The sequence below is a fragment of the Streptomyces sp. NP-1717 genome, from assembly GCF_022695985.1.
Lineage (GTDB): Bacteria > Actinomycetota > Actinomycetes > Streptomycetales > Streptomycetaceae > Streptomyces.
This window is the reverse complement of the sequence record NZ_JAAPBF010000012.1, coordinates 1-13,801: the sequence shown is the minus strand read 5'-3', so window position 1 is coordinate 13,801 and position 13,801 is coordinate 1. Positions and strand designations below refer to the sequence as shown.

Annotated in this window: 10 protein-coding genes; 5 read left to right on the top strand and 5 right to left on the bottom strand. The window is 71.7% G+C overall.

Annotation, left to right across the window (positions count from 1 at the left end):
• The first annotated feature begins 29 nt into the window (after positions 1-29).
• On the top strand, positions 30-3,938 hold the full coding sequence (locus GXP76_RS04455; RefSeq protein WP_242570085.1) for a type I polyketide synthase: 3,909 nt from the start codon (positions 30-32) through the stop codon (positions 3,936-3,938).
• A gap of 94 nt (positions 3,939-4,032) precedes the next feature.
• On the opposite strand, the gene GXP76_RS04450 is transcribed toward GXP76_RS04455, so the two are convergent.
• Positions 4,033-4,299 (bottom strand): hypothetical protein, encoded by a 267-nt coding sequence (locus GXP76_RS04450; protein ID WP_242570084.1) that lies wholly within the window; start codon positions 4,297-4,299, stop codon positions 4,033-4,035.
• 361 nt (positions 4,300-4,660) lie between these two features.
• Between GXP76_RS04450 and GXP76_RS04445 the strand changes: the two genes are divergently transcribed.
• The 4 genes from GXP76_RS04445 (at position 4,661) to GXP76_RS04430 (ending at position 10,039) form a co-directional block, all read left to right on the top strand.
• Positions 4,661-5,461: an ABC transporter ATP-binding protein gene (locus GXP76_RS04445; RefSeq protein ID WP_242570083.1), complete on the top strand. Its 801-nt coding sequence runs from the start codon at positions 4,661-4,663 to the stop codon at positions 5,459-5,461.
• Complete coding sequence (locus GXP76_RS04440; RefSeq protein WP_242570082.1) at positions 5,461-7,986, top strand: FtsX-like permease family protein; 2,526 nt, start codon at positions 5,461-5,463, stop codon at positions 7,984-7,986. The genes GXP76_RS04445 and GXP76_RS04440 overlap by 1 nt, the downstream gene beginning before the upstream one ends.
• A 164-nt stretch (positions 7,987-8,150) precedes the next feature.
• Entirely contained in the window at positions 8,151-9,431 is a 1,281-nt protein-coding gene (locus GXP76_RS04435; protein ID WP_242570081.1) for a sensor histidine kinase, read from the top strand.
• Complete coding sequence (locus tag GXP76_RS04430; RefSeq protein ID WP_242570080.1) at positions 9,395-10,039, top strand: response regulator transcription factor; 645 nt, start codon at positions 9,395-9,397, stop codon at positions 10,037-10,039. The genes GXP76_RS04435 and GXP76_RS04430 overlap by 37 nt, the downstream gene beginning before the upstream one ends.
• Before the next feature lie 82 nt (positions 10,040-10,121).
• Here GXP76_RS04430 and GXP76_RS04425 read toward each other — a convergent pair whose 3' ends face one another.
• The 4 genes from GXP76_RS04425 to GXP76_RS04410 all read right to left on the bottom strand — a co-directional run bounded on the left by GXP76_RS04425 (position 10,122) and on the right by GXP76_RS04410 (position 13,669).
• A complete protein-coding gene (locus GXP76_RS04425) occupies positions 10,122-10,886 on the bottom strand; it encodes a thioesterase II family protein (RefSeq protein WP_242570079.1) in 765 nt (254 codons plus the stop codon).
• 19 nt (positions 10,887-10,905) lie between these two features.
• Entirely contained in the window at positions 10,906-11,097 is a 192-nt protein-coding gene (locus tag GXP76_RS04420; protein ID WP_242570078.1) for a ferredoxin, read from the bottom strand.
• 28 nt (positions 11,098-11,125) lie between these two features.
• Entirely contained in the window at positions 11,126-12,355 is a 1,230-nt protein-coding gene (locus tag GXP76_RS04415) for a cytochrome P450 (protein ID WP_242570077.1), read from the bottom strand.
• A 90-nt stretch (positions 12,356-12,445) separates the two neighbouring features.
• Positions 12,446-13,669: a cytochrome P450 gene (locus tag GXP76_RS04410; RefSeq protein WP_242570076.1), complete on the bottom strand. Its 1,224-nt coding sequence runs from the start codon at positions 13,667-13,669 to the stop codon at positions 12,446-12,448.
• Between the last annotated feature and the right edge of the window lie 132 nt (positions 13,670-13,801).

Here is a 13,801-nt window from a genome sequence, read left to right as displayed (position 1 = left end):
CGAGGAGAACCGTGACGAGGAGTAGGAACGTGGCCGAGCCCGCCAAGCCCGACACCAGGATGCTCGAAGCGCTGCGCGCTTCGCTCAAGGAGACCGAGCGGCTGCGCGAGCAGAACCGCGCGCTCATCGCCGCGCGGCGCGAGCCCGTCGCGATCGTGGGCATGGCCTGCCGTTACCCCGGCGGCGTCACATCTCCTGACGATCTGTGGGAGCTGCTGGCCGGCGGCCGGGACGGCGTCACGGGATTCCCCGCCGACCGGGGCTGGGAGCAGGCGCTGCACGACGCCGACGGGCGCAGCAGGTCGGTCACCGAAGAGGGCGGATTCCTGCACGACGCGGGGGAGTTCGACGCCGCCTTCTTCGGGATCTCGCCCCGCGAGGCCCTGGTCATGGACCCGCAGCAGCGGCTCCTCCTCGAAGGATCGTGGGAGGCGCTGGAGCACGCGGGCATCGACCCGGCGACCCTGAGGGGCAGCCGGACCGGTGTCTACGCCGGGGTGATGTACCACGACTACTTCGGCAGTTTCGGTACCGGCAGCATGGTCGCGGGCCGGGTCGCCTACACCTTGGGCCTCGAAGGGCCCACCCTGTCGGTCGACACGGCGTGTTCGTCGTCCCTGGTCGCGCTGCACCTGGCCGCGCAGGCACTTCAGCAGGGTGAGGCGGACCTCGCCCTGGCCGGCGGGGTCACGGTGATGGCGTCGCCCGGCACCTTCGTCGAGTTCAGCAGACAGGGCGCCATCTCCCCGGACGGCCGCTGCAAGTCGTACGCCGCCGACGCCGACGGCACCGGTTTCGCCGAGGGACTGGGCGTCCTCGTCCTCGAACGGCTGTCGGACGCACGGCGGTCGGGGCACGAGGTGCTCGCCGTCGTACGCGGCTCGGCGGTGAACCAGGACGGCGCCTCGAACGGTCTCACGGCGCCGAACGGGCCCTCGCAGCAGCGGGTGATCCGTGCCGCGCTGTCGCGGGCCCGGCTGTCCGCCGCCGAGGTCGACGTGGTCGACGGACATGGCACGGGCACCACCCTCGGTGACCCGATCGAGGCGCAGGCGTTGCTGGCGACGTACGGCCAAGGGCGCCCGGACGGCGAGCCGTTGCTGCTCGGCTCGGTCAAGTCCAACCTCGGGCACACCCAGGCCGCGGCGGGTGTCGCGGGCGTGATGAAGATGGTGCTCGCCATGCGCCACGGCGTGGTCCCGGCGACGCTGCACGCCGACGAGCCGTCCCGTCAGGTCGACTGGGCGGCGGGGGCCGTGGAGTTGGTGTCGGAGCCACGGCAGTGGCCGGAGGCCGGCCGGCCGCGCCGCGCGGGCGTCTCGTCCTTCGGGATCAGCGGCACCAACGCCCATGTCGTCCTCGAACAGGCCCCGGCGGCTCCGGAGTCCCCACACCCGGACCCGGCGGCACCAGACCCCGAAACGGCCGCACCCGCCCACGGACCGGCCGAACCACCCGTCCTCATCTGGCCGTTGTCCGCCCGTACCCCCGAGGCGCTGGCCGCCCAGGCCGCCCGGCTCCGGGACTTCACCGCCGCGCGCCCCGAGCACACCCCCGCCGCCGTGGCGCGGGCCCTCGGCACCCGGCGTACCGCCTTCGCCCACCGGGCCGCCGTCACCGGCACCGACCCCGCCGGTCTCCACGCCGCCCTGGACGCGCTGGCACGGGGGGACAGCGGCCCCGCGGTCGTACGCGGCCGTACGCGCGCCAAGGCCCGCACCGCCTACCTGTTCACCGGCCAGGGCGCGCAGCGGCTCGGCATGGGCGCCGAACTCCGCGCCCGCTTCCCGGTGTTCGCCGCCGCCTTCGACGAGGCGGAGTCGGCACTCGGCGTCGGACTGAGCGAGGTCCTGGCCGGCACGGACGCCGACGCCGCCGACCGCACCCTGTACGCACAGGCCGGGCTGTTCGCCTTCGAGGTCGCGATGTTCCGTCTGCTGGAGTCCTGGGGCGTCCGGCCCGACCTCCTGGCCGGCCACTCCATCGGCGAACTCGCCGCCGCGCATGTGGCGGGCGTACTCGGTCTCGGCGACGCGGGGCGGCTGGTCGCCGCCCGGGGGCGGCTCATGCAGGCGCTCCCGGAGGGCGGGGCGATGGTCGCCGTCCAGGCCACCGAGGACGAGATCCGGCCCCTGCTCACCGAACGCGTGGCCATCGCCGCCGTCAACAGTCCCTCCTCGGTGGTGATCTCGGGTGAGGCCGACGCCGTGCACGCCGTCGCGGACAACTTCGCCCGGACGAAGCGGCTCACGGTCTCGCACGCCTTCCACTCCTCCCTGATGGACGCCATGCTCGACGACTTCCGCGCGGTCTGCGAGAAGGCGGTCCTCCACGAGCCCCGCATCCCGCTCGTCTCCGGGGTCACCGGGGACATCGCCCCGCCCGGTCTGCTCACCGACCCCGGGTACTGGGTCCGGCACGTGCGCGAGCCCGTGCGGTTCGCGGACGCCGTCCGGACACTCGCCGAGCGTGGCGCCGGCCGCTTCGTGGAACTGGGCCCCGACGCCGTGCTGACCGGCATGGCGCGCGAGTGCGCGGTCCCCGACGACGCGCTGTTCGTCGCGCTCGGCCGCCGCAGGACCGCGGAGAGCGCCGCGGTCGCCACCGGTCTCGCCCGGCTGTACGCGGACGGGCTCACGCCCGACTGGTCCGCCGTCGTCCCCGGTACGGCGGTATCGCCGCTGCCCACGTACGCCTTCCAGCACGAGCGTTACTGGATCCCGTCGGACGTCGCCCTCACCGCGCCCGCCCTCGACACACCGCGCCACCTGTCCACGGCGCCCACCGAGGCCCGCGAACCACTGCGCGACCGGCTGGCCGGGCTGGCCCCGGAAGAGGCGGCCGAGGTGCTGACCGAACTGGTGAGCGCCGAGGCGGCCGCGCTGCTCGGATACGCGGCGGACGGCGGCATCGGCCCCGACACGGTCTTCCTCGAAGCCGGCATGGACTCGGTGACCGCCGCCGAACTGCGCGGTGCGGTACGCGCCGCCACCGGACTCACCCTGACGACAGGGGCCGTGTTCGACCACGGCACACCCGCCCGGCTCGCCGCCGTTCTCCAGGAGGAGTACGCCCGCGCGGGCGCGTCCGGCCCCGACGAGGAAGCCGGGACCGACGAGGAAGCCGTGACCGGCGGCCGGATGGCGAAGGGCATGGACCTGCTCGGCGCGGTGGCCGCCATCCTGCCCGGCTTCACCACCGTCGCCGAACTGGGCCGCGTCGCACCGCCCGTACGCCTGTCGCGCGGCCCCGCCGAACGGCGCCTGATCTGCGTGCCCTCGCCCATGGCGCTCGGCGGCGCGCACCAGTACGCCCGCTTCGCCGCGCACTTCCACGGCCGCAGGGAGGTCGCGGTGCCGGCCGTCCCCGGCTTCGGGCGTGACGAGCCGCTGCCGCTGTCCTTCGACGCGGTCGTGGACGTCCTGACCGAGGGGACACGGGCCGCGGCCGGCGACGCGCCCTTCGTGCTGCTCGGCTACTCCTCGGGCGGTCAGTTCGCCCACGCGGTCGCCGAGACCCTGGAGAAGGCGGGCACCCCCGCCGACGCGGTCGTCCTGCTGGACACCTATCTGCCCGACGGCGGCGGCAACGACGACCTGTGGCGGGAGATGTTCGAGGGAATGCTGGACCGCGAGGACAGCTTCGGCGGTTTCAGCGCCCCACGGCTCGCCGCCATGAGCCGCTACAGCGAGCTGATCCTCGACCGGTCGCCCGGCGCTCTCACAGCGCCCGTCCTGTTCGTACGGCCCGCCGAGTCGTTCACGTCCGCCGGGGCGGACACCGGCGACTGGCGGGCCGGCTGGGACGCTGAGCACACCCTGAGGGAGGTGCCCGGCAACCACTTCACGCTCCTGGAGGAGTCGTCGACCACGACGGCGGTCGCGGTCGACGACTGGCTCGCCGGGCTGCCGGGCGCCGGCCGTGCGACCGGCGGATGACCTCAGCCCACGCCGTGCACGGACGTACGCGGCGCGCCGGCCCGCGTACGGGCCGTGGCGACCCGCGCGGGGGCCGCCACGGCCGGCCGGTGGGTCACGCCGAACACCGGCGCACCAGACCCTCGTTCTGGAAGTGGCTCACCCAGGCGTCCACCTCGGGACGGAGCGACTCGGAGGCGATGCCCCACTGCTCGGCCAGGACCTCGGCCGCCTGCTCCGCCTGCCACTCCTGCCTCTGGAGAACGATCCACATCAAGGTGCCCGTCGGGCCGCAGCGATGCCGCAGACCCGTACGGGGAAGAAAGAAATCGACCTTGCCGTCGGGCCGAACTCGCGTCTCCAGACCACTTTCCGATCGCATGGCGACTCCATCCTCCAAAATGCCGTGGGGGGCTTTTTTCGTGTGCGGTTCGAGCATATTGACGGGCGCATCGCGGCGTAATGCAGCGGACTCCCGAAATTCGGGTGGACGAAACGACACCGACGGTAGTGGGGCTGCGTGCACCTTGACAGCGGGACCCCGCGAAACCCGGGTGAGAGGTGGCTGAAAACCGCTTCCATCAGGCGTGATGTGGTCCGCCGGGAGGTTTCTTACGGGCCGGAGGTAGAAGAACTTCTACCTCCGATACACCGTCTGGAGCCAATGTCCTGAAACCCTCGCACTGCCTACGCTTGTGCTTGACGACGAGTCACACATATCAAATTTCGGTAGGGGAGTCCCTGTGTACGCCAGTGAACACGCCACCCGGGAAACGGCGGTACGGCTCGACGCCGTCGCCAAGGTCTACGGTGACGGCGACAATCGGGTCGCCGCGCTCAAGGAATTGACCCTGAGCTTCGGCGCGGGGACCTTCACCGCCGTCATGGGCCCGTCCGGATCCGGCAAGAGCACCTTCCTGCACTGCGCCGCCGGCCTGGTCAAGCCCACCTCCGGCTCGGTGTCCGTCGGCGGTACGGATCTCGCGCACATGGACGAGGTCCAGCTGACGAAGCTGCGCCGGGACCGGATCGGCTTCATCTTCCAGGCGTTCAACCTGCTTCCGGCGCTGACCGTCATGCAGAACATCCTGCTGCCGCTCGAACTGGCCGGCCGCCGCCCCGACAAGGAGCTGATCCGCTCCGTCGTCGACCGGGTCGGCCTCACCGACCGGACCCGCCATCTGCCGGGCGAACTCTCCGGCGGCCAGCAGCAGCGGGTGGCGATCGCCCGCGCCCTGGTCACCCGGCCCGCCGTGGTCTTCGCCGACGAACCGACCGGCGCCCTCGACACCCGTACGGCGGGCGCGGTCCTCGCGCTGCTGCGCGAATCGGTGACCGTCGCCGGACAGACCCTGGTGATGGTCACCCACGACCCCGTCGCCGCCTCCTACGCGGACCGCGTGGTGTTCCTCGCGGACGGCATGCCGGCGGGCGAGCTCCACCGGCCGACCGCCGACGCCGTCGCCGCGCGCATGACCCGCCTCGGTGCCTGGGAGTCCGACGCGCAGCCGGCCGCGCCCGTCGCGACGGGCGGCCGGTTCTGATGGGTCTCCTCGCTCTCCGCACCCTCAAGTTCCGCAAGGCGAGCTTCATCGCGACCTTCGTCGCCATGTTCCTCGGCGCGGCGATCGTCATGGCCTGCGGCGGTCTCATGGAGACCGGCATCCGCATGGACGCGCAGCCCAAGCGGCTCGCCGCCGCCCCGATCGTGGTGACCGGCCACCAGACCGCCGGCTCCGACGCGCTGTCCGAGCGCGGGCGACTCGACGCGGGACTCGTCGACACCGTGCGCTCCGTACCCGGCGTGGCGAAGGCCCTGCCCGACGTCTCCTTCCCCGCCGTCGTGATCCCCGGCGGCTCCGGCGCCTCCGACATCGCCGACGGCGACGGCGGATCCACCGCCGGCCACAACTGGACCTCGGCCTCCCTGGCCCCGTACACCCTCGCCGACGGCGCCGCCCCCGAGGGCGCCGACCAGGTGGTGCTCGACAGGACCCTCGCCGAGCGCGCCGACGCCGCCGTCGGCTCCCGCGTCGAACTGGCCGTCCAGGGCGTCTCCCACTCCTACCTGGTCAGCGGTATCGTCACGCGTTCCGGCTCCGACGGCGACCCCGCCGTCTTCCTCTCCGACGACCGCGCGAACGAGCTGACCGGCGGGAGCGTCGACAACATCGGCGTGGTGCCCGGCGACGGTGCCTCCGCCGCGACCGTCACCGCCGCCGTCAAGGAAGCGGTCGACGGCGAGGCGAGTGTGCTCACCGGCGAACGCCTCGGCCTCGCCGAGGCACCGGGCGCCCTGACCGCCCAGCGCACCGTGATCATCCTCGCCGCCGTCTTCGGCAGCTGGGCGGTGCTCGTCGTCCTCTTCGGCGTCGCCTCCACTCTCGGCCTGACACTCCAGCAGCGCACCCGCGAGATGGCGCTGCTGCGCTCCATCGGTACGACGTCGGGTCAGCTGCGGCGGATGATCCTGTGGGAGACGTCCGTCCTGTCCGTCGTCGCCACCGCCCTCGCCGTGGCGCCCGGCTATCTGCTCGGCAGGCTCATCTGCTCGATCCTCACCGACAGCGGCGTCCTGTCCCCGGTGATCGCCTTCCACCAGGGCTGGGTCCCGATGCTGGTGGGGGCCGTCACCGCGATCCTCGCCGCCGCGGGAGCCACCCGTTTCGCGGGCCGCAGGGCGGCACGCACGGAACCCGTCGCGGCGCTCGCCGACAGCGAGGTACGGCCCCGCTGGTTCACCAGGAACCGTCTGCTGCTGGCCCTGTTCTTCCTCACCGTCGGTATCTCCCTGTCCGCCACCACCCTGCTGGTCATGGAGAACGGTCCGACGCTGGCGAGCACCGCGGGGCCCGCGTCCGTCTTCTTCAGCATCGGCATCGCCCTGCTGGCCCCCGGCATCTGCGCGGCCGTCGTCGCGGTCCTGGGCGGGCCCGTACGGCTGCTCACCGGGCTCCCCGGACGGCTCGCCGTACGCAACACGGCCACCAACCCCGTCCGGATGGCGAGCGCCGCGGCCCCCGTCATCATGCTGATCGCGATCGCCACCGGCACGCTCTACATGCAGTCCACCGAGGACAGCGTCTCCGCCGAGAGCTACGCCCGGGGCATCGGCGCCGACTACGTACTGGAGTCCGACGCCGGCGGATTCCGGTCCGACGTGGCCGGACAGGTCGCCGGACTGCCCGGTGTGGCCGCGGCGTCCGCGTTCGTCACCTCGCGGGGCTTCGTTGAGTCCGGGTCCGGGGCCGGCGGCATCGCCCTGCGCGGTGTCGACGCCGGCGGAGCGGACCGGAACCTGGCGCTGCGCGATGTCACCGGCTCGCTCGACGCGCTGAGCGGCGACACCGTCGCCCTGTCCACCGACCGGGCCGAGGAGTTCGGCGTCGCGCTGGGCGACCGGCTGCCCGTCCGGCTCGGCGACGGAACACGGTCGGAGCCGGAGGTCGTCGCCCTCTTCGCCGGTGACCCCGACGAGGAGTTCCTGCTGCTGCCGGCCGCCACACTCGCCCCGCACACCACCGCGGGCCTCGCCGAACACGTCCTCGTACGCGCCGACAAGGACGCGGACCGAAGCGCCCTCAGGACCGAACTGGCCTCCTTCGCCGGGGAGTTGCCCGGTGCCCGGGTGGCCGACAGCTCCACGCTGAGCGGCTCCAGCGACTCCATCCAGCAGATCCTCGTGACCGCCAACTACACCGTCGTCGCCATGATCGTGGGATACGCGGCCATCACCGTGATCAACACCCTGGTCGTGGTGACCCGCAAGCGGCGCAGGGAGATCGGGCTCTCCCGCCTGACGGGCGCGACCCGCGCCCAGGTCTTCGGCATGCTGAGCGTCGAAGGGGTACTGATCTCCGTCGTCGCGGTCGTGCTCGGCACGGCGGCCGCCGCCACCACGATCGTCCCGTACGCGATGGTCAAGAACGACTCGTTCCTGCCCTCCGGTTCCGTCGGGATCTACCTCGCCGTCGTCGGCGGATCCCTGCTGCTGATCTTCGGCGGTACGCTCTTCCCGTCCTGGCGCGGTATGCGCACCCCACCGGTCGAGACGGTGACCGCCGAGTGAGAGAGCGCACCATGGTGGCCGAAGGACCGGTGTCCGACCGCGAAAGGCCGGACACCGGACCACCGTCAGCCGGACCACCGTCAGCCGGGCCGCCCACCGGGGGCGGGCAGGCGCGGTCCGCACGCGAACGCGCCCTGGCCCTCGGCAGGTTCACCCTCGCCGCCGTGCGCCTGCGCACCCGGCGGGCCACGCTCGACACGGCCGTGGGGACCGTGGTCGGCGCGAGCACGATGCCGTCCCTGGCGCTCTTCCTGGTGACGGCCTACTTCGTGATCCTGTTCGTCATCGGTATCGGCGCCGTGGCGCTCCCCGTCTGCATCCCCGCCGTCCGCTGGCTCTGCAACCGGGCCCGGCGGGTAGCCGGTTGGACCGGTGTCCGCGTCGAGGTGCCGTACCAGCCCGAGCCGCCGGAGTTCGAGAAGGACATCGTCGGATGGATGCGCCGCTGCAAGTGGATCCTCACCGACCGGGCCACCTGGCGCGACCTCCTCTGGCTCTTCCTCAACACCGGTGTCGGCATGATCGGGTTCATCCCCGCCGCCCTCCTCTACTACGTGGGTGAGGGCCTGGTCCTGGCGGGCGGTCTCTGGCAGCCGCTGCTCGGCGACAACGGCACGGGACGCATGTACTGCGGCGTCGTCGTCGACAGCTGGCCGGCCGCCGTCGCCGCCGGTTTCCTGGCGCTCGGGGTCTTCGCCGTCTGGCTCTGGACCACCCCGTTCATCCTGAAGGGGTACGCCTACTTCACCCGCTATCTGCTGGGCCACACCGACACCACACGGCTGGCCTCCCGCGTCCGGCATCTCGCGGAGAGCCGCTCCGGCGCCCTGGACACCCAGGCCGCCGAACTGCGCCGGATCGAGCGCGATCTGCACGACGGCGCACAGGCCAGGCTCGTCGGCCTCGGCATGACCCTCGGCGCCGCCGACCGCCACCTCGACAAGGACACGGAGGAAGCCCGCCGGCTGCTCCGCGAGGCGCGCGCCTCGTCCGTTCTCGCCCTGCGTGAACTGCGCGATCTCGTACGGGGCATCCACCCGCCCGTCCTCGCCGAACGCGGACTGGCCGACGCCCTGCGCGCCCTCGCCATCGCCAGCCCGCTGCCGTTCGACGTGTCCGTGACCGTCCCCCCACAGCTCTCGGCGCCCGTCGAATCCGCCGTATACTTCTCGGTGTCCGAGCTGCTCACCAACGTGGCCAAACACGCCGGTGCGAGCCGCGGCGAACTGACCGTCGGATACGAACGCGGTGTGCTGCGTGCCCGCGTCAGCGACAACGGCCGGGGCGGCGCGAGCATGAGCGAGGGATCCGGCCTCGCCGGAATCCGGCGGCGGCTCGCCGCCTTCGACGGAACGATCGACATCAGCAGCCCACCCGGCGGCCCCACCGTGACCGAGTTGGAGATTCCGTGCGCGTCGTCCTCGCCGAGGACCTTTTCCTCCTGAGGCAGGGGCTCGTGCAGCTCCTCACATCGTTCGACTTCGAGGTCGCGGCGGCGGTGGACAACGGGGAGGACCTCGCGAAAGCCGTGGCTGAGCACCGCCCCGACATCGCCATCGTGGACGTACGGCTGCCGCCCACCTTCACCACCGAGGGCCTGCGGGCGGCGCTCCAGGCCCGCCGCGACATGCCGGGCCTGCCCATCCTCGTCCTGTCCCAGCACGTCGAGCAGATGTACGCGCGGGAGCTGCTCGCCGACGGCACGGGCGGTATCGGCTACCTGCTCAAGGACAGCGTCCTCGACGACGAGCAGTTCGTGGAGGCGATCCGCCGGGTGGCGAACGGCGGCACGGCCATGGACGCCGCCGTGGTCGCCCAGTTGATGGTCAGTCACTCCATGGACGAGGGCATCGAGACACTGACGCTGCGCGAGCGGCGGGTGCTGGAACTCATGGCCGAGGGATGCTCCAACGCCGCCATCGCCGGCCGGCTCACCGTGAGCGAGGGCGCCGTCGCGAAACACATCTCCGGCATCTTCACCAAGCTGACGCTCCCTCAGGACAGCGACGTGAACCGCCGGGTGATGGCAGTCCTCACCTATCTCAACGCCTGACGGGCAACCGGCACGGCGGAAGGCCCTCTGTGGGCGGTGCGCGCACCGCCCACAGAGGGCCTTTCCCCTCCTGCCGCCCTGTTCACGTCGTGCTGTGCGCCACCACCTCGTCGAGCCGCCGCCGCAGACTGCTCGTCAGCTCCTGCCGCCGCTCGGCCAGATAGAAGTGACCGCCGGGGAAGATCTCCAGGGAGAAGTCCGACGTGGTGTGCTCCCGCCAGCGGGCCGCCTCCTGCGAGGTGACCTTCGGATCGTCGTCGCCGATGAACGCGGTGACGGGGATGTCGAGTTCGGGCCCGGGCCGCTGGACGTAGGTCTCCACCGCCCGGTAGTCCGCCCGCAACGCCGGCATGACCATCGCGATGATCTCCTCGTTGTCCAGCAGCGCCCCCACCGTGCCGTCCAGCGACTTGAGTTCGGCGATCAGCGACGCGTCCGGCTTCAGATGCAGACGCTCGTCCCGGTGGGTCGACGGGGCGCGGCGGCCCGAGACGAACAGCGCCAGCGGACGGTGTCCCGCGGCGCGGAGCCGCCGGGCCACCTCGTACCCCAGCAGCGCTCCGTAACTGTGGCCGAACAGCGCGAACGGCCTGTCGGTCCACGGCCCCAGCGCCTCGGCGATCCGGTCCGCGAGCAGATGCAGATCGTCCACCGGCCGCTCGTGGCGCCGGTCGTGGCGCCCCGGATACTGCACGGACAGCACCTCGACGTCCGGGGCGAGGGCGGCCGACATCGGGAAGAAGTACGACGCAGCGCCGCCCGCGTGCGGGAGACACACCAGCCGGGTCCCGCTGCCCGGGTTCCGGTGCGCGACGCGTATCCAGGTGTTGTCGGTCGTGCCGGTCATGACGCGATTCCCCCGCTCCTCAGTCGGTGACGCTGATGACCTGCGTCGGACAGGTGAGGGACGCCTGGAGCACGTCCTCGTAACTGTCCTCCGGCGGCTCCTCCGTGAGGAGCAGGGTCAGACCGTCCTCGCCCTGGTCGAAGACCTCCGGGACGAGCAGCACGCACTGGCCGGAGCCGGTGCACCTGTCACGGTCGATATGGACGCGCATCGGTGTCCTCCTCGAAATGGGTGAACCGTCACCAGGTGACGGGCAGTTCGTAGACGCCGTAGACCATCGCGTCGTCCTTGAACGGCAGAGTGTCCACCGGCGCGGCCGTGCGCAGCCCGGGAATCCGGCGGAACAGCGTCTCGTAGACCACCTCCAGCTCCACCCGCGCCAGATTCTGTCCGATGCACTGGTGGATGCCGAAGCCGAACGCGAGATGGCCGCGGGCGTCGCGGCGCACATCGAGGGTGTCGGGGTCCGGGAAGACGCTCTCGTCGTGGTTCGCGGCGTTGTTGAGCGCCATGATGCCCTCGCCCGCGCGGATCACCGTGCCGTCCAGTTCGATGTCCTCGACCGCGACCCTGGCCGTGCCCGAGTCGGAGATGGAGAAGAAACGCAGCAGCTCCTCCACGGCCTTCGGCATCAGACCGGGCTCGTCCCTGACCGCGGCGAGCTGCTCCGGGTGTTCGAGCAGCGCCAGGACGCCCAGGGCGATCATGTTCGCCGTCGTCTCGTGCCCGCCGACCAGCATGAGCCGGGCCATCGTCACGATGTCGAGGTGGTCGCACGCCCCGGTCACCCGGTTCTTCTCGATGAACCGGCTGAGCAGATCGTCGCCCGGCTCGCTCTCCTTACGCGTGACCAGTTCGTCCAGATAACCGTCGAGCGTGGCCACGGCCGCGCCGTACTCCTCCTGGCTGAGGTCTCGGTTCATCAGCCGCGCCGACCACTCCTCGAACTTGGCGTGGTCGTCGTAGGGCACGCCGAGCAGTTCGCAGATGACGAGGGAGGGCACGGGCAGGGCGAGCGCCGCCACCAGGTCGACGGGACCGCCGGCCGCCAGCATCGTGTCGATCCGCTCGTCCACCAGCTCCTGGATCCGCGGACGCATCTCCCTGGCCTTGCGCGCGGTGAACTCCGAGAGCAGCATGCTGCGCTGGGCGGTGTGCTCCGGCGGGTCCATCGACAGCAGCATCAGGCGGATGTGCTGGAGCATCTCCTCCGGGATGTGGAACTGGTGCGGGTACCCCGGCAGTTTGAGATTGGAACTGGCCCGCGCGTCCCCGAGGACCTTGCGGACGTGGTCGTGGCGCGTGAGCAGCCACGTCGGCTTGCCGTTCACCTTGAGCGCGGCGCGCGAGACGGGTTCACCCGTGCGCAGCTTCGCGTACTCCTCCGGCGGCGCGAAGGGGCAGGTGCGGCGCATCGGGAACTCCGGCAGGCCGGTCGCGTCCGCGCTCGGGTCGGCTGACTGGGTCATGGTGCCCTCTCTGGCAGTCACTCTGACTCTGGCTCGCTGCGTACGGCCCGCTCGGCCGTACGGGACTCTCAGGACGCGGCCCGGGGGCCGCTACCAGCTCACCGGGAGTTCGTACAGACCCCACACGATCGCGTCGTCCTTGTAGCGCAGCTCGTCGGCCGGCTTCTCCAGACGCAGACCTGGGATCCGGCGCAGGAGCGTGTCGTAGACGACCTCCAGCTCCAGACGCGCCAGGTTCTGTCCGATGCACTGGTGGACGCCGTAGCCGAAGGCGAGATGGCTGCGCGTCGAACGGCGCACGTCGAGGGTGTCGGCGTCGGGGAAGACGCTCTCGTCGTGGTTCGCGGAGTTGTTGAGCGGCATGATGCCGTCACCGGCGCGGATCACCGTGCCGCCGATCTCGATGTCCTCCTTCGCCACCCGCGCGGTGCCCGCGTCGGAGATGCTGAAGAAACGCAGCAACTCCTCGACCGCCGTCGGCAGCAGCGCCGGATCGTCGCGCACCGCGGCGAGCTGCTCCGGGTGTTCGAGCAGGGCGAGCATGCCGAGGGCGATCATGTTCGCCGTCGTCTCGTGGCCCGTGACCAGCATCAGCCGCGCCATGCTCACGATGTCGGAGTGCTCGACCGCCGGCTCCGCGCGGTTCAGCGCGATCAGCCTGCTGATCATGTCGTCGCCCGGCTCGGTCTCCTTCAGGGTGACCAGCCCGTCGACGTACTTGTCGAGTTCGTAGTGCGCGGCGCCGCGCTCCTCGTCGCTGATGTCGTGGTTCATGATCTGCCACGCCCAGTGCTCGAACCGGCCGTGGTCCTCGTAGGGCACGCCGAGCAGTTCGCAGATGACGAGGGAGGGCACGGGCAGGGCGAGCGCCGCCACCAGGTCGACGGGGCCGCCCTCGGCCAGCATCGCGTCGACCCGCTCGTCCACGATCTCCTGCACCCGGGGCCGCATCGCCCGCATCTGGCGCAGGCTGAACTCCGGTGCCAGCATGCGTCGTTGGACGGTGTGGTCCGGCGGGTCCATGGACAGGAACGTCAGCGGCACCGCCTGGAGCATCTCGTCGGGGACCGGGACCTGGAGCGGATAGCCCGGCAGTTTCAGATTGGCGCTGACCCGCGAGTCACCCAGGATCTGCTTCACATGGTCGTGCCGCGTGATCAGCCACGCCGGCTTGCCGTTCACCTTCAGGGACGCCCGCGAGACGGGCTCGTTCTCCCGCAGTTCCGCGTAGCGCGCGGGAGGGGCGAAGGGGCAGGCCCGGGTCATGGGGAACGGCGGGTGCTCGGCCTCGCCGGCACGGTCGGCAGGGTTCATGGTGCCCTCTCGAACTCGATACGTGGGTGGTGGCGGGCGCGGACCGCCGGCGGTGCGCGGCAGACGTCCGCGGAGCGCGTGGCCGGCTCCGGGGGAGAGCGGTCACGCGCCCCGCGACGGCGGGGGCCTGAT

Excerpts from the sequence above, each read along its gene's own strand:
- GXP76_RS04440 (WP_242570082.1), top strand. The coding sequence starts at position 5,461 with ATGGGTCTCCTCGCTCTCCGCACCCTCAAGTTCCGCAAGGCGAGCTTC.
- GXP76_RS04415 (WP_242570077.1), bottom strand. The coding sequence starts at position 12,355 with ATGACCCAGTCAGCCGACCCGAGCGCGGACGCGACCGGCCTGCCGGAG.
- GXP76_RS04450 (WP_242570084.1), bottom strand. The coding sequence starts at position 4,299 with ATGCGATCGGAAAGTGGTCTGGAGACGCGAGTTCGGCCCGACGGCAAG.
- GXP76_RS04420 (WP_242570078.1), bottom strand. The coding sequence starts at position 11,097 with ATGCGCGTCCATATCGACCGTGACAGGTGCACCGGCTCCGGCCAGTGC.
- GXP76_RS04425 (WP_242570079.1), bottom strand. The coding sequence starts at position 10,886 with ATGACCGGCACGACCGACAACACCTGGATACGCGTCGCGCACCGGAAC.
- GXP76_RS04410 (WP_242570076.1), bottom strand. The coding sequence starts at position 13,669 with ATGAACCCTGCCGACCGTGCCGGCGAGGCCGAGCACCCGCCGTTCCCC.